The 21,983-nt window shown below is 60.9% G+C and carries 22 protein-coding genes and 1 pseudogene; 8 read left to right on the top strand and 15 right to left on the bottom strand.

Annotated features, from left to right (window positions below):
- Positions 1-54 precede the first annotated feature (54 nt).
- The 12 genes from HU767_RS01875 to HU767_RS01820 all read right to left on the bottom strand — a co-directional run bounded on the left by HU767_RS01875 (position 55) and on the right by HU767_RS01820 (position 12,143).
- Positions 55-1,206, bottom strand: coding sequence for an acyl-CoA dehydrogenase family protein (locus tag HU767_RS01875; protein WP_186705584.1), 1,152 nt, complete (start codon positions 1,204-1,206; stop codon positions 55-57).
- Between the two features lie 3 nt (positions 1,207-1,209).
- A complete protein-coding gene (locus HU767_RS01870; RefSeq protein ID WP_186728352.1) occupies positions 1,210-2,316 on the bottom strand; it encodes an enoyl-CoA hydratase/isomerase family protein in 1,107 nt (368 codons plus the stop codon).
- 133 nt (positions 2,317-2,449) lie between these two features.
- Positions 2,450-3,157: an HPP family protein gene (locus HU767_RS01865; protein WP_186705586.1), complete on the bottom strand. Its 708-nt coding sequence runs from the start codon at positions 3,155-3,157 to the stop codon at positions 2,450-2,452.
- A 176-nt stretch (positions 3,158-3,333) separates the two neighbouring features.
- A complete protein-coding gene (locus tag HU767_RS01860) occupies positions 3,334-4,713 on the bottom strand; it encodes a UDP-glucose/GDP-mannose dehydrogenase family protein (protein ID WP_186728351.1) in 1,380 nt (459 codons plus the stop codon).
- 93 nt (positions 4,714-4,806) lie between these two features.
- A complete protein-coding gene (locus HU767_RS01855) occupies positions 4,807-5,562 on the bottom strand; it encodes a metal-dependent hydrolase (RefSeq protein ID WP_186728350.1) in 756 nt (251 codons plus the stop codon).
- A 3-nt stretch (positions 5,563-5,565) separates the two neighbouring features.
- On the bottom strand, positions 5,566-6,534 hold the full coding sequence (locus HU767_RS01850; protein WP_186728349.1) for a fatty acid desaturase family protein: 969 nt from the start codon (positions 6,532-6,534) through the stop codon (positions 5,566-5,568).
- Complete coding sequence (locus tag HU767_RS01845; RefSeq protein WP_346343454.1) at positions 6,527-7,804, bottom strand: MFS transporter; 1,278 nt, start codon at positions 7,802-7,804, stop codon at positions 6,527-6,529. Before HU767_RS01845 ends, HU767_RS01850 begins: the two co-directional genes overlap by 8 nt.
- Positions 7,801-8,388, bottom strand: a complete 588-nt coding sequence (locus HU767_RS01840) for a hypothetical protein (RefSeq protein WP_225917576.1) — start codon at positions 8,386-8,388, stop codon at positions 7,801-7,803. The genes HU767_RS01845 and HU767_RS01840 overlap by 4 nt, the downstream gene beginning before the upstream one ends.
- A gap of 297 nt (positions 8,389-8,685) precedes the next feature.
- Complete coding sequence (locus HU767_RS01835) at positions 8,686-9,606, bottom strand: LysR family transcriptional regulator (RefSeq protein ID WP_186705592.1); 921 nt, start codon at positions 9,604-9,606, stop codon at positions 8,686-8,688.
- A 136-nt stretch (positions 9,607-9,742) separates the two neighbouring features.
- Positions 9,743-10,282, bottom strand: coding sequence for a hypothetical protein (locus HU767_RS01830; RefSeq protein WP_186705593.1), 540 nt, complete (start codon positions 10,280-10,282; stop codon positions 9,743-9,745).
- A gap of 30 nt (positions 10,283-10,312) precedes the next feature.
- Positions 10,313-11,104, bottom strand: coding sequence for a putative hydro-lyase (locus tag HU767_RS01825; protein ID WP_186728346.1), 792 nt, complete (start codon positions 11,102-11,104; stop codon positions 10,313-10,315).
- Positions 11,105-11,195: 91 nt separating this feature from the next.
- Positions 11,196-12,143, bottom strand: a complete 948-nt coding sequence (locus tag HU767_RS01820; RefSeq protein ID WP_186705595.1) for a LysR family transcriptional regulator — start codon at positions 12,141-12,143, stop codon at positions 11,196-11,198.
- A 241-nt stretch (positions 12,144-12,384) separates the two neighbouring features.
- On the opposite strand from HU767_RS01820, the gene HU767_RS01815 reads away from it, so the two are divergent.
- A complete protein-coding gene (locus tag HU767_RS01815; RefSeq protein WP_186728345.1) occupies positions 12,385-13,626 on the top strand; it encodes an OprD family porin in 1,242 nt (413 codons plus the stop codon).
- Positions 13,627-13,877: 251 nt separating this feature from the next.
- Positions 13,878-14,450, top strand: a complete 573-nt coding sequence (locus HU767_RS01810) for a histidine phosphatase family protein (protein ID WP_186728344.1) — start codon at positions 13,878-13,880, stop codon at positions 14,448-14,450.
- Here the strand turns inward: HU767_RS01810 and HU767_RS01805 are convergent.
- Both HU767_RS01805 and HU767_RS01800 read right to left on the bottom strand, forming a co-directional pair.
- On the bottom strand, positions 14,439-15,119 hold the full coding sequence (locus tag HU767_RS01805; protein WP_186728343.1) for a class I SAM-dependent methyltransferase: 681 nt from the start codon (positions 15,117-15,119) through the stop codon (positions 14,439-14,441). The two genes, HU767_RS01810 and HU767_RS01805, sit on opposite strands and share 12 nt — an antisense overlap.
- Positions 15,120-15,175: 56 nt before the next feature.
- Complete coding sequence (locus HU767_RS01800; protein ID WP_186728342.1) at positions 15,176-15,805, bottom strand: LysE family translocator; 630 nt, start codon at positions 15,803-15,805, stop codon at positions 15,176-15,178.
- 155 nt (positions 15,806-15,960) lie between these two features.
- On the opposite strand from HU767_RS01800, the gene HU767_RS01795 reads away from it, so the two are divergent.
- From HU767_RS01795 to HU767_RS01790, 3 genes and pseudogenes are all read left to right on the top strand, one after another.
- Positions 15,961-17,343 carry a hypothetical protein gene (locus tag HU767_RS01795; RefSeq protein WP_186728341.1) on the top strand — a complete coding sequence of 461 codons (1,383 nt, stop codon included), beginning with the start codon at positions 15,961-15,963 and terminating at the stop codon, positions 17,341-17,343.
- Positions 17,344-17,423: 80 nt separating this feature from the next.
- Positions 17,424-17,519, top strand: a pseudogene (locus HU767_RS28675) (RidA family protein); the annotation flags it as partial.
- Positions 17,520-17,590: 71 nt separating this feature from the next.
- On the top strand, positions 17,591-18,589 hold the full coding sequence (locus tag HU767_RS01790) for an NAD(P)-dependent oxidoreductase (protein ID WP_186728340.1): 999 nt from the start codon (positions 17,591-17,593) through the stop codon (positions 18,587-18,589).
- 49 nt (positions 18,590-18,638) lie between these two features.
- Here HU767_RS01790 and HU767_RS01785 read toward each other — a convergent pair whose 3' ends face one another.
- The gene (locus HU767_RS01785) at positions 18,639-19,397 is read right to left on the bottom strand and encodes an SDR family NAD(P)-dependent oxidoreductase (RefSeq protein ID WP_186705602.1); all 759 of its coding nucleotides are present in this window, start codon (positions 19,395-19,397) and stop codon (positions 18,639-18,641) included.
- A 122-nt stretch (positions 19,398-19,519) separates the two neighbouring features.
- Between HU767_RS01785 and HU767_RS01780 the strand changes: the two genes are divergently transcribed.
- The 3 genes from HU767_RS01780 to HU767_RS01770 all read left to right on the top strand — a co-directional run bounded on the left by HU767_RS01780 (position 19,520) and on the right by HU767_RS01770 (position 21,980).
- Positions 19,520-20,098, top strand: a complete 579-nt coding sequence (locus HU767_RS01780; RefSeq protein WP_186705757.1) for a TetR/AcrR family transcriptional regulator — start codon at positions 19,520-19,522, stop codon at positions 20,096-20,098.
- 80 nt (positions 20,099-20,178) lie between these two features.
- Positions 20,179-21,084: a transcriptional regulator GcvA gene (gcvA, locus tag HU767_RS01775; RefSeq protein ID WP_186728339.1), complete on the top strand. Its 906-nt coding sequence runs from the start codon at positions 20,179-20,181 to the stop codon at positions 21,082-21,084.
- A 68-nt stretch (positions 21,085-21,152) separates the two neighbouring features.
- Positions 21,153-21,980: a DMT family transporter gene (locus HU767_RS01770; RefSeq protein ID WP_186728338.1), complete on the top strand. Its 828-nt coding sequence runs from the start codon at positions 21,153-21,155 to the stop codon at positions 21,978-21,980.
- Positions 21,981-21,983 lie beyond the last annotated feature (3 nt).

Raw genomic sequence — 21,983 nt, 5'->3', positions numbered from 1 at the left:
CGTACGCCGCTGAACCCTGTGGGAGCGAGCTTGCTCGCGATGCTTTTCCAGCCGCTAGACCAGGTAGTGTTTCAGCTCCCGGGCGATGACCATTCGCTGTATCTCGCTCGACCCTTCGTAGATCTGGGTAATCCGCGCATCGCGGTAGTAGCGTTCTACCGGATAATCCTCGAGATACCCATACCCACCATGAATCTGTATGGCCGAGGAGCAGACCTTTTCGGCCATTTCCGAGGCGAACAGCTTGGCCTGGGAGGCTTCCGACAGGCACGGCTTGCCGGCGCTGCGCAGCCGGGCGGCGTGGAGAATGAGCAGGCGGGTGGCGTTGATGCGGGTATGCATGTCGGCCAGCAGGTTGGCGATGCTCTGGTGCTCGATGATCGGCTTGTCGAACTGGACACGATCACGGGCGTAGGCCAGCGCCGCTTCAAACGCTGCGCGGGCGATGCCCAGGGCTTGCGCCGCGATGCCGATGCGGCCGCCTTCCAGGTTGGACAGCGCAATGGCCAAGCCCTTGCCACGCGCGCCCAGCAGATTGGCCTCGGGGATGGTGCAATTGTTCAAGGTAACCGCGCAGGTGTCCGAGGCGCGGATGCCCATCTTGTGTTCAGTGCGATCGACGATGAATCCCGGCGTATCGGTAGGCACCAGGAACGCCGAAATACCTTTTTTGCCCAGCTCCGGATCGGTCACGGCAAACACAATCGCGAGCTTCGCCCGCTTGCCGTTGCTGACGAATTGCTTGGCGCCATTGATCACCCATTGGCCATCGCGCAGTTCGGCTCGGGTGCGCAGGTTGTGGGCTTCGGAACCGGCCTGGGGCTCGGTCAGGCAGAAGCAGCCAATGGCCTGGCCACTGGCGAGCTCCGCCAGCCACGTCTGCTTCTGTTCATCGGTGCCGAAATTCAGCACCGGCCCGCAACCCACCGAGTTGTGGATGCTCATCAGCGCCCCGGTGGCACCGTCGCCCGCGGAGATTTCCTCCACCGCCAGGGCATAGGCCACGTAGTCGACATAAGTGCCGCCCCATTCTTCCGGCACCACCATCCCCAACAGGCCCAGTTCGCCCATCTTCGCCACCAGGGCGTCGTCGATCCAGCCGGCTTTTTCCCAGGCCTGGGCATGGGGGGCGATTTCACCACGGGCGAAATCCCGGGCCATGTCGCGGATCATCACTTGTTCGTCGGTCAGTTCGAGGTCGTGCATGGCTCAGTTCCCGTGGTCGTCGAAGCCGTCGAAGAAACTCGCCACATGGTCGGCGTCCAGCGCCTCCAGGGTCGGCGGGTTCCAGCGCGGGTTCTTGTCTTTGTCGATCAGCAAGGCGCGCACGCCTTCGATCAGGTCTCCGCGTTCGAACCATTGCCGGTCCAGGTGCAGCTCCAGGGCAAAACAGTCTTCCAGGCTCAAATGCCGGCCGCGCCGCAGCATTTGCAAGGTCACGGCCATGGCCAGGGGCGAGCGGCTGTCCAGCAGGTCGGCGGTCTTCACCGCCCATTCATGACTGTTGGCGACGGTGACCTGGCGCAACTGCTCGACCATGCTCGGTACGTCGGGCAGGGCAAAGAAATGGTCGATGGCTGGGCGCAAGTCGGCCAGGGGCGGGGCAGGGAGCTGTTGCTGGCCGAGCTTGGCCAGCAGGCTTTGCAGATCCTTGAGCGGCGTGTCGTGCCATTCCAACCGATCGAGACGCTCGTCCAGTTGCTTGAGCTTGCGGCTGTCGAGGTACCAGTCGGCGAGCCCGCAGTACAACGCGTCGGCGGCGCGGATCTGTACGCCGCTGACCCCCAGGTAGATCCCCAGTTCACCGGGAATGCGCGGCAGGAAATAACTGCCGCCGACGTCGGGGAAATAACCGATGGCGACTTCTGGCATGCCCAGGCGACTGCGTTCGGTCACGACCCGCAGGTCGGCGCCTTGCACCAGGCCCATGCCGCCGCCCAGCACGAAGCCGTCCATCAAGGCGAGGATCGGTTTGCGGTAGTGGTGGATCGTCAGGTCGAGGGCGTATTCCTCGACGAAGAAATCTTGGTGCAGGGTATCGCCTTGTTTGTGACTGTCGTATAGCGAGCGGATATCACCGCCGGCGCAGAACGCTTTGTCACCGGCGCCACGCAGTACCACGGCGCGGATCTGTGGGTCGAGTGCCCACGTATCGAGTTGTTGCTGCAAGCTGCGCACCATGCCCAGGGTCAGGGCATTGAGGCCGGCGGGGCGGTTCAGGGTCAAGTGGCCAACGTGATTGCGAACGTCGACCAGCACCTCATGGGCCACGGCTTCGATGGTTTCCGCAGCTTGGGATGAAACCTGAGCTGTCATCGCTAACCCCCGCTTTTATTGTTTTTTATGAATTGTGTCGCGCGTACCCGATCAGGATCGTACCAGTGCAAATTTGCCTTGCACAACCGGGATACGTGCAGGTCCTGTCTGCATATTTATAGCAGCCACAGGCTCAACCGCGACTTGAAAGGACCTCTGTGATGCTGCGGCGCTTGGCATTTCGCTCGCTGACGTGGATGAGTTGTTCCAGATCTTCCGGGGTGACGTCGAAGAATGCCTCCATTTCCGCCAGGGCCAATTTCAGGTCTTCGGCGGTGATGGCCTGGCGGTCGACGGGAGGGTGGTCAGCCGGTATGACGGCCACCGGTTCGCTGGCGCGCTTGGGATAGCGCACCCGCGTCAGGTTGTTGTAGGCCAGCGCAAAGGTGAGCAACCCGGAGCCGGCCAGCATGGCCGCGCCGACCGCCTGCCAGTCCAGGGCAACGATAGACGGATCCGCCAGCACTAAGGTCGCCGCCAAGGCACCGGCCGGCGGGTGCAGGCAACGCAGCCAGCACATCAGCACCAGCGCCATGCCGGCCGCCAGGCAGGCGCTGCCCAGCGTACGCCCCAGAACATGGGCCACCAGCAGCGCCACGACCGACGCGCACAGGTAACCGCCGACAATCGACCATGGTTGGGCGAGGGCGCCCGATGACACGGCAAACAACAGCACGGCCGAAGCACCGAGGGGCCCGATCAGGTGTTGTGCCACCTCCAGGCCAAAGACCTGGCCACATAGCCAGACACTGAACAGGGTCCCCAATGCCATGCCGATGGCGGCGCGGCTCCATTCGGTGGGACGGGTATTGATAGCGGCGGGGATCCAGCGAGAAAACATTAAGCGAAAATCCAAAAAACGAACAAAAAAAGGGGCTTACGGGGAGGTCCCAGAAAGCCCTTTAAGTGTTCCAACAGTTGGGGGAGGAACGGTGCACAGTGTGCCGGTCACAACCCTCGCTTACAAATTCATATTAATGCTGTTTGAGTGCATTAATTTTGAGGTAACGATCTCGCTCAAGCACTTCTGGAGGCTGGGAACCAGGTCTGCTGGGCAATGGGCAGGCCGCGCGATTGCCCGCGGCCCATCGGGAAATAGGTGAAGCCCTTGTCGGCCATGCGCTCCGGGTCAAACAGGTTGCGCCCGTCAAAAATCACCGGGGCCTTGAGCCGCTGCCGGAGCAGGTCGAAGTCCGGCGCCTTGAAGGGCTGCCATTCGGTGCAGATGACCAGCGCGTCGGCGCCCGGCAACACCGATTCCGGCGTGCCCATCAACATGAGTCGGGTCTCGTCGGGGTAGAGCAGTTGCGTCTGCTGCATCGCCTCCGGGTCATACGCACGGACGCTGGCCCCGGCGGCCCAGAGCGATTCCAGCAGGGTGCGGCTCGGTGCGTCACGCATGTCGTCGGTGTTGGGCTTGAAGGCCAGGCCCCACAGCGCGAACGTCTTGCCGCGCAGGTCGCCCTGGTAGAATGCGTTGATCCGTTCGAACAGTTTGTGTTTCTGCCGCCCGTTGATGGCTTCCACCGCTTGCAGCAAGTCGCTGGAACAATGGGCCTGTTCGGCGGTGTGGATCAAGGCGCGCATGTCCTTGGGAAAGCACGAGCCGCCGTAGCCGCATCCCGGGTAGATGAAGTGGTAGCCGATGCGCGAGTCGGCGCCGATGCCCAGGCGCACGGACTCGATGTCGGCCCCCAGGTGTTCGGCCAGTTCGGCGATCTGGTTGATGAAGCTGATCTTGGTCGCCAGCATGCCGTTGGCGGCGTATTTGGTCAGTTCGGCGCTGCGCAGGTCCATGAACAGGATCCGGTCGTGGTTGCGGTTGAACGGTGCGTACAGGTCACGCATGGTTTCGCGCACTTCATCGCGCTCGCAGCCGATCACGATGCGGTCTGGACGACGGCAATCGGCGACCGCCGAGCCTTCCTTGAGAAATTCCGGGTTGGAGACGATATCGAACTGCAGCAAGCGACTGGCCTTGAGCAGGCATTTGTCGATGTGCGCCCGCAGGACGTCGCCGGTGCCCACCGGCACGGTGGATTTCTCCACCACAATGAGCGGTTGCTCGCGGTAGCGGGCGACGGCCTCGCCAACGACCAGGACCTGGCTCAGATCTGCGCTGCCATCGTCCCGGGAGGGCGTGCCCACCGCGATAAAAAGCACCTGGCCGTGTTGCACGGCAAGTTGTTCGTCACAGGTGAAGTGCAAGCGCCCGGCCTCCAGCCCTTCACGCACCAGCGTGGCCAGGCCGGGCTCGAAAATACTCACCTGGCCTTGCCGCAGGCTGTCGACCTTGCGCTCGTCGATGTCCATGCACACCACGTCATGGCCCACTTCGGCCAACACGGCGGCTTGCACCAACCCTACGTAACCACTTCCGAATACACTGATCTTCATGGCGGATTCCCTGGATCATTCCGAGTGGGCGACCTGCACAACCCGCGTTCGCCGCAGTGCGCTGGGCTCAGAATAAGTCGGGGATATTGCAGTTCACTGACAGTCCGCCGCCGCAGGTGCTTTCAGCGGTAGAAAGTAGGCGGCCCATCCGGCGGCCAGCAACGCCAGGTTTGCGCCATCGCGTAGCAGCAGCCGGCCCGTCGCCTGTCGCAGTCGTTTGGCGCTGACACGGCCCCGGGCGATGTCCAGGCGAGCAAAGCCAAACAGATGACGCAGGACATCGAACGCCATGAGCGCCGACGCTGCCAGAAAATAAAGAATGCGCTGCCAATAGGGGACACCCAGCGCCTGCAGCAGGTCGGTGGTGACGTGCTGATGGGCGACTTCCTCGGCGCAATGCCAGCGCCACAGGCGTGTTTGTGGTGAGACGCGGGTCGACAGCAGCCCACCGTCGCGCAAGGCGATCCGGGACGTGACCGCTGTCACGTGTTCAAACGCAGCGGCCAAGGACAACTGCGCATTGAGTGACAATTTGCTGCGCAAGGCATCGAGATCCTTTTCGATTCCGTGTTCGTATTTTCGGACCTCAAACCCCTGCTTTTCCAATTGCTGGTTGTACAACCGGTGCGCTCGCTGGTGGGCGCGTTCCTCGGCCACGAAGCGGCGCGATTGTTCAGCCAGCGTCGAGGTTGGCGGCAAGCGCAAGGCGGATGACTCCACCACCGATATCACGAACTGTTCGCCAGCGGGCAGCAGCACCGAGAACGCGTCGAACAGGTAGGTCTTGATCGGTGTGTCGTTCCAGAAGGGTTCAGGACGATCGGTGGTCTGCTGTCGGATGGAGTCCATCGGTCAGTTCCTCGTGCGTGAGCTTACAGCGGTATCGGCAGCGACTTCGCGTATCAGCCCCGTGCAATAGCCTCGGGTGACGTGCGCTCGCTCGACATACGCCGGGTCTTCCATGAGCGCCGCGTGCACCTGTGCCAGGCGAAAACCGGGTACGGCGGGATACCGATGGTGCTCGGCATGAAAGCCCACGCCATGAGGCGCAATCAACAGGCGCTCCCACCAAGGAGCAATGACGGTTCGAGAAACACCGTGGCCGGGTTGGGGCAATGCAAAGTGCTCGGCCACATCGCGCCAATACAACAGCACCATCAGCACCGTGAACATAGGAACCAGCCAATACACCAGGGCCTCCAGCCATAAGTGGAACCCGGTGAGGAGCGCGGCCACCACGATTGCAAAGATCCATTGCCGGTATTGAGTAGAAGGGGGACATTGCGAGGCCATTTTCGATGTCATCAGGGCCGTTTTGAATTCGTGGAGGCTGTACAGGCCGCCGCAATGCTTGATCAGCAGGATGACCACATCGAAACTGGACTTGGGGAAGGTGAACCGATCCTGTCCTATGCACGATACCCAGTTGGGATCACGCTCGGTGGCCGTATGCAGGTGGTGGGCGGCGTGGTCTCGCCGGAAGCCGAACAAGGTGATGGTAAAAGGAAGCGCCGTCAGGAGATCCCCCAGCGTGTCGTTGAGTACCGGGCGGGTCCGGCTGAATTGGCGGTGTGAAAACTCGTGCATGAGAATGAGCAACGCATGTTGCCGGGTGCCGATGAGCACGACGGCCAGCACCGTGGCGAAAATCGACTCCGCCTGGATAGCCAGGCCAGCCGCCCCCACAATGAGCACCCATTCGAAAACCGTGCAGGCAAGCAGGCGCAACGGGGCGGGGCGTCCCCACTCCAGCAACCGGGCGCGTTCAACGCTACGGTCGGGCCGCGCGGCTTGGACAGGTTCATGGGTTTGGTTAAACATCCGAGAGCCTCCTCAGGCCTGACCCGAAATAGGAGAAAAACACGACCGCCAGGAGTAGGGCGCCAGTGACCAGGAACAGGATCTCGATGGACACCCATTGCAAGACCCAACCCGATATCGCCGCCGAGACGGGTGCCAACCCAAAAAACACCAGCATGAACAGGCTCATGCCGCGCCCAAGCAAATGTGCTGGCAAGGCCCGCTGTAGCCAGGTGAACGCCATGACCTGCACGAAGCCGCCAAAGACGCCAATGGCAAACAGCAAGGTCACCCCTTGCCAAAGGGCATGGATCCACCCCAGCGGCATTACCAGCATGGCGATGGCGGCGTCGACAGCGAGTAGCGTGACACCCAGGTTGACGATTCGCAGTTTTGGGCTGGCGGTAAACATCAGCATGCCGAGCAGCGTGCCGGCCCCTTGGGCGCCGAACAGCCATCCCAATGCGGTGGCCTCAGGCGTGAAGCGTGCGTGAGCCAGCAATGGCAAGGCGACCTGCACCGGCCCGCTCATGAGCAGTGTCATGGCTGCCATGTAGCTCAGGTACGTGCGCAGAGGGCGATTGTGAAAGAAATAACGCAAGCCTTCCGTGGTGCTATGGCGGCTTGTTCCGCCACCAGGAATCAGACGGATAGGCAAGGTTCGCAACCCGAATGCGGACAGCGCGAAGGTCAGCGCATCGAGGGCAAACGCGATGACATAACCGTCCAGGGCAGCGTTGGCCGCTGGTCGCGTGCCGAGGGGTAGGAAGGCATGGGCGATGAGCCCGCCGGCGGCGACCGGTCCGATGGCGATGGTCAACTGCCTGAGGGCCAGGAAAATGCCGTTGGCCCGTTCCAGGTCGCGCGGGTCGACAATACCAGGCACCAGCGCACTGCCCGCCGGCAGCGTGAGCGCGCTGAACAGCCCCAACAGTGCCGCCGCCCCATAGATGATCGGTAACGTCGCGTGGCCGGTGTAGAGCGCCCAGGCCAGGCCGCCCAGGGTCAGCGCACTGCCGTAGCAGCCAGACATCCAGATCGAACGGGCACCAAACCGGTCGACCAGCGAGCCGCCCGTCAACAGGAACAGGGCCCGCGGCAGAGCCAGCGCGGCGAATGCCCAGCCAAGCGTCATGGGCTCTGGCGATATCGCCATGATGAGCAAGGGAAAGGCGACCAGGGTGAATTGATCGCCCACCATCGATGCCACGGCGCACGCCAGCAAACGGCGGAAATTGCGATCGTGAGCCAATGGTCGCGCCTGGCCTTCCAGCGCAAGGGAGGTATTCACAAGCACACGAAGAACAGTTTTTTCATGCGCTGCAACCAGCTCAGCGGGAGCCTTTTCCAGATGAACGACAGCCCCGACAGCGGCACCTTGCCCTGGATCAGCACGCCGACGTCCAATGAGGGCTCATGGGGAAAGTAGTTGTCCCGGATCGCGACAATTCGCCGAAATCCCTTTTTAAAGTAATAGCGCAGTTGGGGATCCAGTGGCAGCCCCTGGCGCTGGCTTTGCACGTAGCGGGTGACCGGGGTATCGGGATTCTTCGACAGCCAGTCCCGCAGGCCCGGAACGGGGGAGCCAAGGTAGACGTCCGACCAGCCCTGTTTCAGGGCGTAGGGCCAGAAAAACTCGAAAACGGCGTTCGCGGCCTTGGGGTCGACACTACTCAGGCTGATGCCAAACAGCGCGCCAGTCCTGGCGGATTCATCGCCGTGCTGTTTCCTGGCGCAGTCGGCCCAGGTCGAGCATTGGCGAATGTGATCGTGCCGGGTCGGCTTCATGAACAACGACGCCCGCGCCGTGCCGCTGCGTGCGCAAAACGCACCGACACTCAGGGCCGGGAATGCGGCGATCCGCGATGCAAGCATGGCGGCATCGGCTCGTTGATCGTCCGTCCATTTCTTTTGTTCGAGCTCCAGCAAGGAAGGGATGTCTGCGCATGACAGGAACCGAACGCAGACCTCCTCCTCACGGGGCATCTCGCCGCGCCGCGCGTCATGTCGGCGTGGCGGGTGATTCGGGGTTTTAATCGGTGCTTTGGGCGTTCTGTTTTTCAGGAATGCTTGCATCAGCTGAAGGGCTCACCGATTGAAGTGGACGGGGATCAATCGGTGCCCACGGTATGTCAGCGGTGTGAAAATCTGATGACGGAATGAATGCTCGGCTTAATTCATGTCGAGCCGATAGCCGGCCGGCAGTTGCGCGACGAACTCGCCAACCACTTCCCGGGTCAGGCTGACGATGTCTTCCACTCGCTCCATACCGGCACCGGTTCGCCAACTGGCGACGATGTCCATGACCGAGGGCAGTGGCACGCCATCCACCAACGTCAAGGTGCCTTGGGCCAGTTCACCGACCACCAGCGCCGCGGGCATGGCGCCAATGCCGAAGCCGTCGCGAACCAGGCGGGTGATGGCCGATGCCGAGTTCACGCAGTTGATGCGTGGCGAGACGATGTTGGCCGAGTGCAGCAGGTTGAGGATGTCCTGGTGGGGCCGGGAGTTGCGCGAGAAGGTCACGATGCGTTCCAGGGACAAATCTTCCAGCGACCCATAGGCGCGGTCATAGGCGGAGCCGGTGCGTACCACCCAGTGCATCGGATAACGGGTCAGCAATGCGTTGCGCACGCTGTCCAGGCGCAGGATGTCGGTCTGGAAAATGATGTCTTGGTAGCCCTTTTCCAGTTGTGAGCAGAGGTTGCTCGCGGTGTCGGCCGACAATTCGATTTCCAGGGCCGGGTAGCATTCCATCAGGCGAGTGACCAAGGGGCTGAGCCAGGTGTGGATCACCGTATCCATCGCACCGATGCGGATCCGGCCGCGCACCTGGCGCGGATCCTTGATCGCGGCTTTCATGCTTTGCATGGTGTCCATGATGCGCTCGGCGTATTCCAGCACGCGCTGGCCTTCGGAGGTCAGCGACACCCCTTTGGAATCGCGCACGAACAGCCGCACACCCATTTCGTCCTCCAGGGCGGCGATCCGGCTTGAGATGGACGCTTGGGTGGTGAACAGCTTCTCCGCGGTGAGGCGAAAGCTCTTCAGGCGGGCCACCCAGACGAAGGTTTCGAGAAACTTGATGTTCACTTGGGGCGGTTCCTTGGCGCAGTCATGGAAAGCATGGAAACTGTGGCGAGAGGATTATCACCCACCCTCTGTGGGAGCAAGGCTTGCTCCCACAGAGAAATCCCCTCCCACAGTCGCTAGGCAGGTTTCATATTCTTCACTGCTCGGCATTAGCCATATACAAGACCACTTCTTGCAACTCATGCAGAACCGGCACGTTATCGACAGCCGCTTCCGGCAGGCACCACGGATAGTCCAGCCTCGATGCCCAGGCCATGATCTTCGGTAGATCGGTCGCCGGCAGGGTCTTCATGTGTTCAATGGTGATGGTCAATCCCTCGGCCAGTCGCGACTGCGGATCGAACTGCCAGTCATACAGGCCGCAACCGACCCGCGCCTCGCCACTGCTCTTGTCCGACATCGCCACCAGCCATTTGCACTGGAACGCTTCGGTGTCTACTGGCGGCGGGGCGGCCAGGCAGAATGTGTAGACGTTTTCGAAGGTCTGGCCGAAGCGACTGACCAGCACATCGCCAATGGCGGTACGGCCTTCAACGTGGCCAGGAAACGTGATGGCGCCGGTGCGCACGACCATGTCCAGAATAGCAGTCGGCGTAAAGGCCTGGTCCAGCAGGTGCGGGCGGTTGCCGTCCTTGGCATTGATGTACTGTTGAATCGATTGCCGAGCCGTGTTCATCGTGTATCCCTTCAGTTTGTCGTGCGTGGCTTACAAATCACTGTTCCACAAGTCCGTCACCAGCATGCAGCCCGGGGCGTGGGTGATGCACAACGGTGGGCGCGAGGCCTGGACCACCGATTGAGGCGTCACGCCGCAGGCCCAGAAGACCGGGATTTCGTCGGCTTCCACAGGCACGGCGTCGCCGTAATCCGGCGTGTCGAGGGATTGAATGCCGATCAGTGACGGATCGCCGATATGCACCGGAGCGCCGTGGACGTTGGGCATGCGCCCGGTGATCTGGATCGCCTGGATGGCCGCGGCGGCCTTCATCGGTCGCATGGTCACCACCATCTTGCCAGACAATCGGGCGGTGGGGCGTGTGTCGATGTTGGTCTGGAACATCGCCACATTGCGCCCCAGTTCAATGTGCCGCAAACGGATGCCGGCCTCCAGCAACGGTTGCTCGAAGGAGAACGAACAACCGAGGGCGAAGGCCACCAGGTCCTCCTGCCACAAGTGTTCGATGTCCAGGGGCGATTCGTTCAACTCGCCGTTGCGGTAGACCCGGTATTGAGGCACTTCATGACGGATATCGATGGCGGCACCCAGGTTGCGAAAGAACGGGTCCCCTGGCTCGGTCACGTCCAGCACCGGGCAGGCCTGGCGGTTGAGGGTGCAGTAGCGCAGGAATTCATTGGCCCAGTCGCCGGGCAATATCACGATATTGGCTTGCACGCGACCTTGGCCCAGGCCGCTGGTATGGCCTTGGTATTGGCCGGCGGCGATGCTTTGGCGCAGGGCAACGGGTGAGCATTGTTGTAATTGTTCGAAGGACGTCATCACGGGTTCTCCAAGTGGTCGTTCGCTACTTTGGGAACAGCGTGGCGATGACGTCCAACAAGGAATATTGGTACCCCGCGACAACTAAAAGTTATTCGAGAGGCGCTTGGCTGTTCAGCCCGGGGGCCGCCACCATGCGCAATGGCCCGACATCGACGGCGTACTGGCTGACCACCTGGCGGCTCATCTGGACGATATTTTCAATCAACTCCAGGCCGACGCCAGCGCGCCAGGACGCCACGACGTCCAGTTGGGGCAGGGCGGTGCCGGGGTCGAGTTGGATCAATTCGCCACTGGCCAGGGGCTTGGCCACCAGCGCGGCCGGCAAGGCGCCGATGCCGAAGCCGTCGCGAATCAGCCGGGTCATGGCCGAGACCGAATTGACGCAACTGACTCGCGGCGCACTCACCCCGTGGGCGTACAGCAGGTTGAGCACGTCCTGATGCGGACGCGAATGCTTGACGAAAGTGATGATGCGCTCGCCGGCCATCTCCACCAGCGACGCATAGGGCCGGGCATAGATCGATTGGCTCGCGGCGATCCAGTGCATGGGGTAGTGGCCCAGTTCCAGGTTGCGCACGCTTTCGTGGCGGACCAGATCGGTCTGGAACACGATGTCCAGGTAGCCTTTCTGCAGTTGCTCACAGAGGTTGCGCGCGGCATCGGCGGTGATCTCGATTTCCACGGCGGGGAACGCCTGCATCAGCATCGACATCAGCGGGCTGAGCCAGGTGTGGATCACCGTATCCATCACGCCGATGCGCACCAGGCCTTGCTGCGGGCTGCTGGTGTCCAGTGACTGCTTCAACGCACGCTGGACGTCGAGCATCTGCTCGGCGTAGTCGAGCACTTTGAGGCCTTCGGGCGTCAGCGAGACCCCACGGGAATCCCGCACGAACAGGCGCAGGCCCAACTCCTCTTCCAACGAGGCGATCCGGCTCGAGATCGCCGCCTGGGTGCTGAACATCTTCTCGGCGGTGAGGCTGAAGCTTTGCAGCCGGGCAACCCAGACGAAGGTTTCGAGGAATTTGAGGTTCATGGAGGCTCTCTTGGTGCGTGTGGTTCTTATGATTGCAATTGTTACTCCAGATCGGGCCATCGGGCGCATCAAATTTTCTTATGGCCGATCCGGCTTTTTTCCCGTTTGACGCTGCGCCGATTCGACACAAAGAATCCGCTCCACGACGCAAGCCCACTGCGCCGGCATCCCCATGACAACAATAAAGAGGCGTGCGCAGAGCCCCTGGAGGGTTCGCTCGCGCCCATAAAAGGAGCGCGCCATGCAACACGCCACATTCCCTCGATGGACCTGGACCTCGGCGGGCACCTTGCTCGGCCTGAGCCTGATCGGCGTGCCGAACGCCCAGGCCGATTTCATCGCCGACAGCAAAGGCAACCTGGAGGCTCGCAACTTCTACTTCAACCGCGACTTCCGCCAGGACGGAGCGCGGGACAAGGCCGAGGAATGGGCCCAGGGTTTCCTGCTGCGAATGGAATCGGGATACACCGCCGGAACCGTGGGTTTCGGCCTCGATGCCTTGGGCATGGCCGGCTTCAAACTGGACTCCGGCGGCGGCACGGCTGGCACCAATCTGTTGCCGGCGGATCTGTCGGGCGGCTCCCAGGACCGTTATGGCGAACTGGGCCTGACCGCCAAGGCGCGCCTGTCCAAGAGCACCTTGAAGCTGGGCACGTTGCAGATCAAGGACCCGGCGGTGAGTTCCAACGACACGCGCCTGTTGCCGGGCACGTTCAAGGGCGGCTTGCTGAACGTGCAGGAAATCGATCGCTTGAAGCTGACCGCCGGGCAACTCACCCAGATCAACTTTGTCGACTCCACCGACTACCAGGACATGACCGCCAACCGCATTGGCGGCAGCAGCGACAGGTTTCAGTTCGCCGGGGCGGACTATCAGTTCCTGCCGAACCTCACGGCGCAATACCGCTATAGCCAGTTGGAAGACATTTACCAGCAAAATTATCTCGGGTTCGTCCACACCCTGGACCTGGGCGCAGGGCAGTTATTCAAGAGTGACGTGCGTTATTCGCGCAGTACCGAAGACGGCAGTTTCCGCGAACTCGACAACCAGGCTTTCGGCGCCTTGTTCACCTACAGCCTGGCGGGTCATGCGTTGGGCCTGGGTTATCAGCGCATGAGCGGTGACGATCCGTTCCCCTACATCGGTCGCAGTGATCCGTACCTGGTCAACTTCGTGCAGATCGGCGATTTCGCCAACATCGACGAGCGTTCCTGGCAAGCGCGTTATGACTACAACTTTGCCGCCATTGGCGTACCCGGGTTGACCTTCATGACCCGCTACATCACTGGCGACAACGTCCAGCGCAGCGCCCCGGGCGAAGGCAAGGAGTGGGAGCGCAACACCGATATTGCCTATGTGGTGCAAGACGGCAGGTTGAAAGGGCTGGGCTTGAAATGGCGCAACGCGACGGTACGCTCGAATTTTGGCAATAACCTGGATGAGAATCGGTTGATCGTTAGCTACACCGTGGCGCTTTGGTAAGACCTCCTCAACCTGTGGCGAGGGAGCTTGCTCCCGCTCGGCGGCGCAGCCGTCGTAACAACCCGCCAACCGTATTTTCCTGATGCATTGGGTTGAATGGGTTTGGGGCTGCTGCGCAGCCCAGCGGGAGCAAGCTCCCTCGCCACAGATGTAGCCCCTGAATAAGCTGCATGGCACTCGCTGAATGGCGTCTTTGCCTGTATACAGGTGCGCTTCGAAAGGGATTTGCCGGGAAACAAGGAGCTGTTGCCGTGATTTACCTGATACGCCATGCCACACCGTTGATCGATTACAAACCCTGCAATGCCCGTTCGGCCAAGCTTCGGCTGGATGAATACAACCAGACATCATCCATCGATGAGGCTGAAATTGCAGCCTTCCTGAGCCAGCCAAACGTATCTCAAATGCTCCTCGCGAGCGAAGCCAACATCATGTCCTCGCCCGTCAACAGAGCCTACGCGACGGCCTGCCGGTTGTTCGACGTGGCGCGTATCCAACAGGATGCTCGTTTACGTGAGTTTGACCTGCGGTTAAGCAGCATTCCCGTCCTGAAGATGGGCTTGAGGCATTGGTTCGCGTTGCACAGGATCCTTTGGTTGTTGGGGATTTCACTGGGGGCCGCCAGCCGAAAAGCCGAACACCAGCGGGCGCTCGGTGTGGCCGCTGAGCTTTACAGAGTCGGCGGCGAAGCTGGGAAGACCACAATCATCGTCTCCCACGGCATGTTTCTCAGAGCCGTCAGGAAAGCCCTGCAAAAGCGCGGCATGCAGGCGCACAGGGTTTATCGCTCGGGCTGTTTTACCGTCGAGTCGCTAACGCCATGAGGGGGATTGCTCGGCCACCAGCAATAACGACTGCGGCACCGGGCTTTGCGGGTGCTGTGGCTCTTGCAGGCTTACCAGTCGGAAACCCGCCATCTCCAAGGCGTTGAGCCAACTGGACAAGGTGCGCAAGTACCATGGCATGGGCTGCCATTGGCCTTTGAACCCATCGAAGGTTTCTTCGCGCCAGCCGTCCTGATAATTGCCCGCCGCCACGGTCCAGGGATGCAGCGTCTGGAGCGCCAGCGCGCCGCCTGGGCTGAGCAGGGCGTTCATCGCGGCGAGCAACGGGATGATGTCCTGGTGCAACAGGGCGAAGTTGGCGCAGATCAGGTCGTAGCCGCTGCCGACGTCCACCGTCGTCTCCACCAGTGCTTCATAACTTGCCAGATGCACCGGCGAGGAACCTGACGCACGGGCCGCTTCGACCAGCGTCGCGTCGCCATCCACACCCACCGCTTCGATGCCCCGTTCAGCCAGCGCCCGCAACAACCAACCTTCGCCGCAGCCCAGATCCAGCACGCGTTCGGGCCGGCGGCTCTGCACTGCCAGCAGCATGGCCTGGTCGGTGACTGTCCGACGGCTTTCGATGGCACCGCTGCGGATGGCTTCGATCCAGGCCTGGGCATTGTGGTGCCAACTTTGGAGGAGTTTGGTTTCGGGCGACGACATTATTCCGGCTTCGCAGTGGATGAGGTAAGCATAGGACAGCCCTGAGGCGTCGCGGGTCAAAGTGGTCGATCAAGAAACAACAGGCGTGCCGCCAGCGCTGCCATGACGCCGGCAAAACCATACGTGCCCAGGCGTCTTGAAAACCCACCGTTCGCCAGTTTCGTCCTGAGCTGTGCGGCGCAAACACCCAGCAGGGCATGGAAGACGAGGGCAATCAGTGCCAGCAACGCTCCCAGGAAGATCAATTGCAGGCTCACGCCGCCAGCCTTGACGTCAACGAACTGAGGCAGGAACACCATGAAGAACAGCAGCGCCTTGGGATTCAAAAGACTGTTGAGGGCGCCTCGGCATAAGATTTTCCACAGCGAAGCTGCCTGCAGTTGGCTGTCCTGAGTCGCGGTCGGCGTTCTCAGTGCTTGCCAGGCCAGCCAGAGCAGATAACCGGCCCCGGCCAGACGCAGCACGTCGAACGCCGGCGCCCAGCTCATCACCAGCGCGCCAATGCCAGCGCTGACCATCATCGTCATCAGCAGGTCCGAAAAGGAAATGCCGAGGGCCGCAGCGACGCCGGCACGCCAACCGTGGGCCAACGCATGGCTGGTGACAAAGGCCATGTTGGGCCCCGGAACGATCAGCAGAAGCACGACAGCAGCCACGAACAGGTAGAGATTGGCGGTGTCCGGCATGGGGATCACTCCGAGGGATGAGCCTCGACAGTAAGCGAAGGACGAGGAGGGCGTCAGTTACAGTCCGGGCCTATCTGATAGCAACAGTCGTCTCTCGCGATGAATCACGAGGGTCGCTACACTGCCGCCCAACATTTCAGCAAGGAAGTGAGTGGATGCGTTCGTTTGTCGGTGGTGTGCTTCTTTCCACGACTCTGGTAGCCCCGGCCACGGCTGAGCCAAGGGTGTTTTCGGTGAATGACCGCAGCGGCCAATACCGGGTCGAAGTGCTGTTCCCGGAGCCGCCGGAAGATCCGCATCAGTTGGCGCAAGCCTATTTCTCCGTGCGCGACAGCAAAACCCTCGAAGTCCTGCAGCAATTGCAAACGCCCGCCGGCAATGTGCCCGTGGACCGCCACGGCAAGGTCGACAACTGGCTACTCGGCCCCCAGAGCCTGTTGTACTTCGACGACTTCAACTTCGACGGCCACCAGGACTTGGCGATTCGCAACGGCAACCATCCCGATGCGATCTACACACCGGCATTCGACGTCTACCTGCAAGACCAGCAGAAAACCCAATGGGTCCTCAACCCGGCCCTGACGAACCTGGCAAAGGAAGACAGCAAAGGCATGTTCTCGGTGAGCCCGTTGGACGGCGTCCTGCTTTCGCAAACCGATCGCGACTGCTGCTGGAGTCGCGCCACTCACTGGAAAATGCGCGGCGATGAGTTGGTCCTGCTCTACTCGAACACCGAGGAGAAAATCCAACCCACCGACCCTGGCGAAAACACCAGCATGCCCAGCGGCTACACGCGACGCACCACCGGTGAATTGAAAGACGGCCAGTGGCGTGAACAAGCGCGCCTGGAAGGCCCGGAGAAGGAAGATCCGGTGATCCTTGCCGGAACCCTCGACGGCAAGTCCCCGGTAGAACTCTGGTATCAGGTGCAAGGCGCCGTGATCATTGGCGAAGTGCGTTTTACCGAGGCAGGCGATGGCGAGCCGATCAAGCTGTTGGGGTTTGGGGACGACGCTGACGACGACCTTATCAGCCTCCATGAATATGCCGACGACGGCGGTCAAACGGGTACCTGGCGGATCTCCCGGGAAAACGTCGAGCCCTATCTTTTTACCGGCACCTGGATCAGCGACGTCAATGGCGACCACCGGCAATTGGCAGTCCGGTTGCACGATGAAGAACGGGAATTGGATGTCGCTAAAATCGACGACGTCGACGCTGACCAGCGCAGTGGCCATTACCGGATGCGCCAGGATGCCCTGGAGCGCGACGCCGATCTGGATCTCCAGATACTGCCGGACCGTGATGCCAACGGAAAAGAAGTCGCCGAATTCACCGTGACCCTGAAAGACGGTGTGACCAAGCACCACATCGTGCCGATGGAAACCGATAACCTGATCATCGTGCGCGAGCCGCAAGCGGCCGGGAGAAACGGTCCGTATCACATCCAGCTGGTGAAGAACTTTGCGGTCATTGGCTACAACGCTGTGCCGCAGTCACCGGACGGGCTGGCAGGGGTGTATTTGAAGCAGCGTTAAACGCGGCATCCATCCACCCCCAATCCAAATCACCTAATCCGAGCTATGTACAACCACTAGCAACATAATCGTCAAAAAGTGAACGCTTCTCGCAAGCGCCTTATCCGAACTGGAGGGCCGTTGGCGTTAACTGGCTCGCTGGGTTCGACTTCGAGATCAAAGTCATCGCTCGAATTTCTGCTAAGTACCACCCGGTTGAGTTTGACGCTCCGGACAGGATGAAACCCGGAAACGAGGAGAACACACCATGTCACTTGATCCTATCTTGCTAATGGGCGGTTCCGGCGCTATTGGCCATCACACCGCCCGGGCGCTACGAGCCGCCCATCCCGAGGTGCCCCTGCTGATCGGTGGCCGCGACCTTGCCAAGGCTCAGCGGGCCGCAGAGCGAATGGGCGGGGCGCAGGCCGTGGTGATTGACGCCGACGCCGACGACCTGGGGCTCGGCGATCGTCCAGTCAGCGCCGTGGTGGTCTTTTACATGGACCACGCCCTTGCCGGATTACGTTTTGCGCAAAAGCGCGGTGTGCCGCACCTCAGCATCTCCTCTGGCGTTTTCGAGATCGCGCCGGAAATCGCAACGTACATGCACACGCCTGATGCTTCGCCGATTGTCCTCGGTTACGAATGGATGGCCGGCGCGACGACCGTGTCGACGCTGAGCATTGCCCGAGCCTTCGGCCGAGTCCAGGACATCCGTATCAACGCCCTGGTCGATGAGCAGGATACTGGCGGTCCGACCGTCGCCACCGACTTTGAACATTTGAACAAGATGCTGCCCGCCGCGCTGACACGGCGCGACGGTGTGTTCGTCTGGCGCGAAGGAGAGGACTCCAAGGCAGGATTCCACGCGGTGGATGGTACGAAGATCGAGGCCACCGGCTTCTCGTCCATTGATGTCGTTGGCCTGGCGGCTGCGACGGGCGCGCCGAATGTCCAGTTCAACCTGGCCACCGCAATAAGCTCAACCCGCCGCCATGGCAGGCCGATGTCCACCGAGATCATCATCGAACTCGTTGGCGAAGACAGCCAGGGCGAGCCGCTGCAGACACGTCATGCGCTCATCCATCCGGCAGGCGCGGCCCCCTTGACCGGCCTCAGCGTCGCGATGACTCTTGAACGTTTGATCGGGTTGGACGGCCAGCCACCGACTCCGCCAGGGCTGTACTTTCCTTATCAATTGCTGGATGCCACTGCGTATCTGGAGCGTCTGAAGCAGGAGGGTGGCGAATTGCGCAAGCTATAGGGGCCTCGCTGCAGGCTCTTTCAGGACTGCAGCGATGGCCTGGTCAATATCACTCTGTCGGTGGTTTGTAGCCCGCAAGCATGTTCAATATCTCATCGTGCGAGCCGCTCGCCTCAGCAAACCGCAAGGGTTTTGCGCGCTCGACGATAAGCTCTTGTGGGGTTGGAGATATCTCGAACAGCTCGAAGATTTCATTCAAGAACTCATCCAAAGGCATGGCGTGTTCGTCATTTTCCTGCCCAAGCAACGTGGTGCGCACACCTGGCGGTGCAAGCTCGATCACCTCGACGGGCGAGGCTTCCAGTTGCACGCGAAGACTTTGAGTGAACGAATGAACGGCCGCTTTGGTAGCGCTGTAGGTCGGTGTCGCAGGCAGCGGGACGAATGCCAAAGCCGAACTGACGTTGATGATTGTCGCACTGGGCTGCTTGATCAGTTGGGGGATGAATGCGTACACCATGCGAATCGTGCCGAGCAGGTTCGTTGTCACGATATTTTCGGCGATGCTCAGGTCTTGCGCAGCGGTCAGATCCTCCCAGTGCATGATGCCGGCGTTGTTGATGAGAACGTTCAGATTCGGGTGACTGATCGCCAGCGTTTCGCAAGTGCGCTGGATGGATTGCGGATCAGAGACGTCCAGTAATACCGATTCAATACCTGGATGTTCTGACACGATCTTGTCGAGCAGAGCCTTGCGACGTCCCGCGATGATGACGGTGTTACCCGCCTTGTGCAGCCTGAGCGCCAAGCCAAGGCCTATGCCTGAGGTGCTGCCGGTGACCAGGATCGTGTTGCCCGTGCTGTTCATAGTAAACTCCGGTAAGGGTACGCAAGCGGACAGCTGTCCACTTGCTAAAAAACTACCGGACAACTGTCCGCTTTGCAATGCAGCGCAGGAAAAAAACTTTGCCCAAGAATGATGAATTGGCGATGCGTTCTGACGCCAAGAAAAATCGAGAACGAATTCTGAAGGTCGCAGTGGCAGAGCTGACACTCGATCCTGCGGTCCCGCTGAGCGCGCTTGCGAAGAAAGCCGGCGTGGGGCAGGGCACGTTCTATCGCCATTTCGCCAATCGGGAGGAGCTGGTATTCGAGGTTTATCAATTCGAAATGCAGCAAGTGGCCTCGTTGGCGCAAGAGCTGCTCGCGACAAAACCCCCAAAGCAAGCCCTCCGGGAATGGATGGACTGCCTCGCGGAATATGCAATGACCAAGGCGGGGCTTGCGACCGCGATACGACAAGCCGCCTCCACTTACGAGTTCCCAGGGAAGTCGGGATACGCCCCCGTCCAGGCCGCGGCCGAGTCGCTTTTAAGGGCCAATGAAAAGGCCGGAACGATTCGTAGCGGGGTTACCCACGACGACTTTTTCCTAGCCACCGCAGGAATTTGGCAAATCGATTCCCAGAGCGATTGGCGCTCGCGTCTCGCCAGATTGATGGACCTGGTCATGGATGGTCTCTGCGCTGGCAGTCCCGAAAGCCGGAAGGATCAACCGTCTGACACCTGACTCAGTGGCCGGCGAACAGCTGGCTATAACGTGCGATGCAAAGGCGCTAGCATGAAGGTTTACTCATAGAGAGGACCCTCATGCGAAACCTCCCGCCTTCTTCGAGCCTGCGAGCCTTTGAAGCCGCTACTCGGCACGCCACGTTCACCTCGGCAGCAGAGGAGTTGCATGTCACACAGAGCGCAGTGAGCCACCAACTCAAGCATCTGGAGCAGCTCTGGGGATTGCAGCTGTTTCATCGCGGTAACGCGCTGCACCTGACCTCGGCAGGCGCAGCGCTTGCGCCTATCGTGCGGGAGTTCTTCATGAAGCTCGAGGCCACCCTGGCCGATTTGCGCGAGCAAAACGGGCGGCAGCGGTTGAGCGTCAGCACAACCTATTCCTTCGCCTTGAAGTGGTTGCTGCCCAGGCTTGCGGATCTGGCGCAAGCCCATCCGGAAATCCTGCTGACCCTGGACAGTACCGACAACCCCATTAACTTCTCGACGGCAGACCCAGACGTTGCTATCCGCCTGGGCAACGGTCATTTCCCTTCGCTGTTCTCCGAGTTTCTGTTCCGCGAGCAGATTTTTCCTGTCGCCAGCCCAGTGTTGCTCGCACGTTTTGGCACACCTCAAACGGCAGCCGAATTGCTGCGCTATCCGCTGCTGACGCGCGATGGCGCAGCGCTGGTGCCGAAATGGGAGCAGTGGTTTGCCCAGGTGGGTGTCGAGGTCACGACCTTGAAGGAAAGCATTCGCTACGCCGACACCAACATGACCATCGAGGCGGCGCTGTTGGGACAGGGCATCGCCCTGGCACGCAGCGGGCATGTCGAAGCCGAGCTCAATGACGGCCGCCTTGAAAGGCTTTTCAACCTGCCGGTCGCATCGCCCTTGGCGTATTACTTTGTCTGTCCCAAAGGGATCGAGACTCAACCGCACATTGCCAGCTTTCGTCGTTGGCTGGTGACCCAGGCAGTTGGCGCTCAGCAGGCTTATGCATGAGCTTTTCATCATGCCCAAATGAAGAGACTTTGCTTCTATAGCGCTACTTTAGCGGTCTAGGATGATGCATGCCCTTACACATCATCTGCCTCGTCTTGTTCGCCGCGCTGCTGCACGCCAGTTGGAATGCCATGCTGCGCGGGGGCACCGACCGTTTGTGGTCCATGACCATCATGTGCATGGCGATCGCCGTGGCGAGCGCTATCGTGGCGGCGCTACTGGCGCCGCCCGCCCGGGCAAGTTGGTTTTACGCCGGCCTTTCCGCGGTATTGCACGTGGGCTACAACCTGTTCCTGGTGCGCAGTTACAAGTCCGGGGATCTCGGCCAAACCTATCCCATCGCCCGCGGTGTCTCTCCGATCCTGATTGTCCTGGCCGCTTCGCTGTTCGCCGGTGAGCGGGTGGCGCCGAGTGGGCTGCTGGGGATTACGTTGGTGTCGACTGGAATCCTATCGCTGGCTTTTACCAGGCGTCGGCGGACGTTGCCCAACTTGCCCTACGCACTGGGAACCGGTTTTTTCATCGCCGCCTACAGCGTTGTCGATGGCATCGGTGTTCGCCTCTCCGGGGCGCCGATGGCCTACACCGCCTGGATGTGCCTGTTGTGGGGCGTGATGATGCCCATGGTTTATATCGGGCTGCGAGACACTCAAAGCCTCTTTGCCCTGCGCCCAGGGTTCGCTGTGGCCGTCGCTGGCGGGCTGGTTTCGTTATTGGCCTACGGGGTTGTGATCTACGCCATGGCTCATGCACCGATGGGCGCGGTGTCTGCGTTGCGAGAAACCAGCGTCATGTTCGCCGCGTTGATCGGGTACGTCTTTCTTGGCGAGGCATTGACCTTGCGCAAGCTGCTGGCCTGTGCCGTCATTGCCCTCGGTACGCTGGTCATCGGCTGACGT

The organism is Pseudomonas sp. SWRI179 (assembly GCF_014268705.1).
In the GTDB taxonomy this organism is placed as follows: domain Bacteria; phylum Pseudomonadota; class Gammaproteobacteria; order Pseudomonadales; family Pseudomonadaceae; genus Aquipseudomonas; species Aquipseudomonas zanjanensis.
Note: the sequence above shows the minus strand (reverse complement) of the source record. Positions and strands in the feature narration are given on the sequence as shown.

Bases quoted from the DNA above. Each gene is read 5' to 3' on its own strand.
- HU767_RS01840 (WP_225917576.1), bottom strand. From the start codon at position 8,388: ATGCTTGCATCGCGGATCGCCGCATTCCCGGCCCTGAGTGTCGGTGCG.
- HU767_RS01865 (WP_186705586.1), bottom strand. From the start codon at position 3,157: ATGTTTTCTCGCTGGATCCCCGCCGCTATCAATACCCGTCCCACCGAA.
- HU767_RS01780 (WP_186705757.1), top strand. From the start codon at position 19,520: ATGCGTTCTGACGCCAAGAAAAATCGAGAACGAATTCTGAAGGTCGCA.
- HU767_RS01795 (WP_186728341.1), top strand. From the start codon at position 15,961: ATGCGTTCGTTTGTCGGTGGTGTGCTTCTTTCCACGACTCTGGTAGCC.
- HU767_RS01825 (WP_186728346.1), bottom strand. From the start codon at position 11,104: ATGACGTCCTTCGAACAATTACAACAATGCTCACCCGTTGCCCTGCGC.
- HU767_RS01815 (WP_186728345.1), top strand. From the start codon at position 12,385: ATGCAACACGCCACATTCCCTCGATGGACCTGGACCTCGGCGGGCACC.
- HU767_RS01860 (WP_186728351.1), bottom strand. From the start codon at position 4,713: ATGAAGATCAGTGTATTCGGAAGTGGTTACGTAGGGTTGGTGCAAGCC.
- HU767_RS01870 (WP_186728352.1), bottom strand. From the start codon at position 2,316: ATGACAGCTCAGGTTTCATCCCAAGCTGCGGAAACCATCGAAGCCGTG.
- HU767_RS01800 (WP_186728342.1), bottom strand. From the start codon at position 15,805: ATGCCGGACACCGCCAATCTCTACCTGTTCGTGGCTGCTGTCGTGCTT.
- HU767_RS01790 (WP_186728340.1), top strand. From the start codon at position 17,591: ATGTCACTTGATCCTATCTTGCTAATGGGCGGTTCCGGCGCTATTGGC.
- HU767_RS01820 (WP_186705595.1), bottom strand. From the start codon at position 12,143: ATGAACCTCAAATTCCTCGAAACCTTCGTCTGGGTTGCCCGGCTGCAA.
- HU767_RS01805 (WP_186728343.1), bottom strand. From the start codon at position 15,119: ATGTCGTCGCCCGAAACCAAACTCCTCCAAAGTTGGCACCACAATGCC.
- HU767_RS01770 (WP_186728338.1), top strand. From the start codon at position 21,153: ATGCCCTTACACATCATCTGCCTCGTCTTGTTCGCCGCGCTGCTGCAC.
- HU767_RS01875 (WP_186705584.1), bottom strand. From the start codon at position 1,206: ATGCACGACCTCGAACTGACCGACGAACAAGTGATGATCCGCGACATG.
- HU767_RS01855 (WP_186728350.1), bottom strand. From the start codon at position 5,562: ATGGACTCCATCCGACAGCAGACCACCGATCGTCCTGAACCCTTCTGG.
- HU767_RS01830 (WP_186705593.1), bottom strand. From the start codon at position 10,282: ATGAACACGGCTCGGCAATCGATTCAACAGTACATCAATGCCAAGGAC.
- gcvA (WP_186728339.1), top strand. From the start codon at position 20,179: ATGCGAAACCTCCCGCCTTCTTCGAGCCTGCGAGCCTTTGAAGCCGCT.
- HU767_RS01850 (WP_186728349.1), bottom strand. From the start codon at position 6,534: ATGTTTAACCAAACCCATGAACCTGTCCAAGCCGCGCGGCCCGACCGT.
- HU767_RS01785 (WP_186705602.1), bottom strand. From the start codon at position 19,397: ATGAACAGCACGGGCAACACGATCCTGGTCACCGGCAGCACCTCAGGC.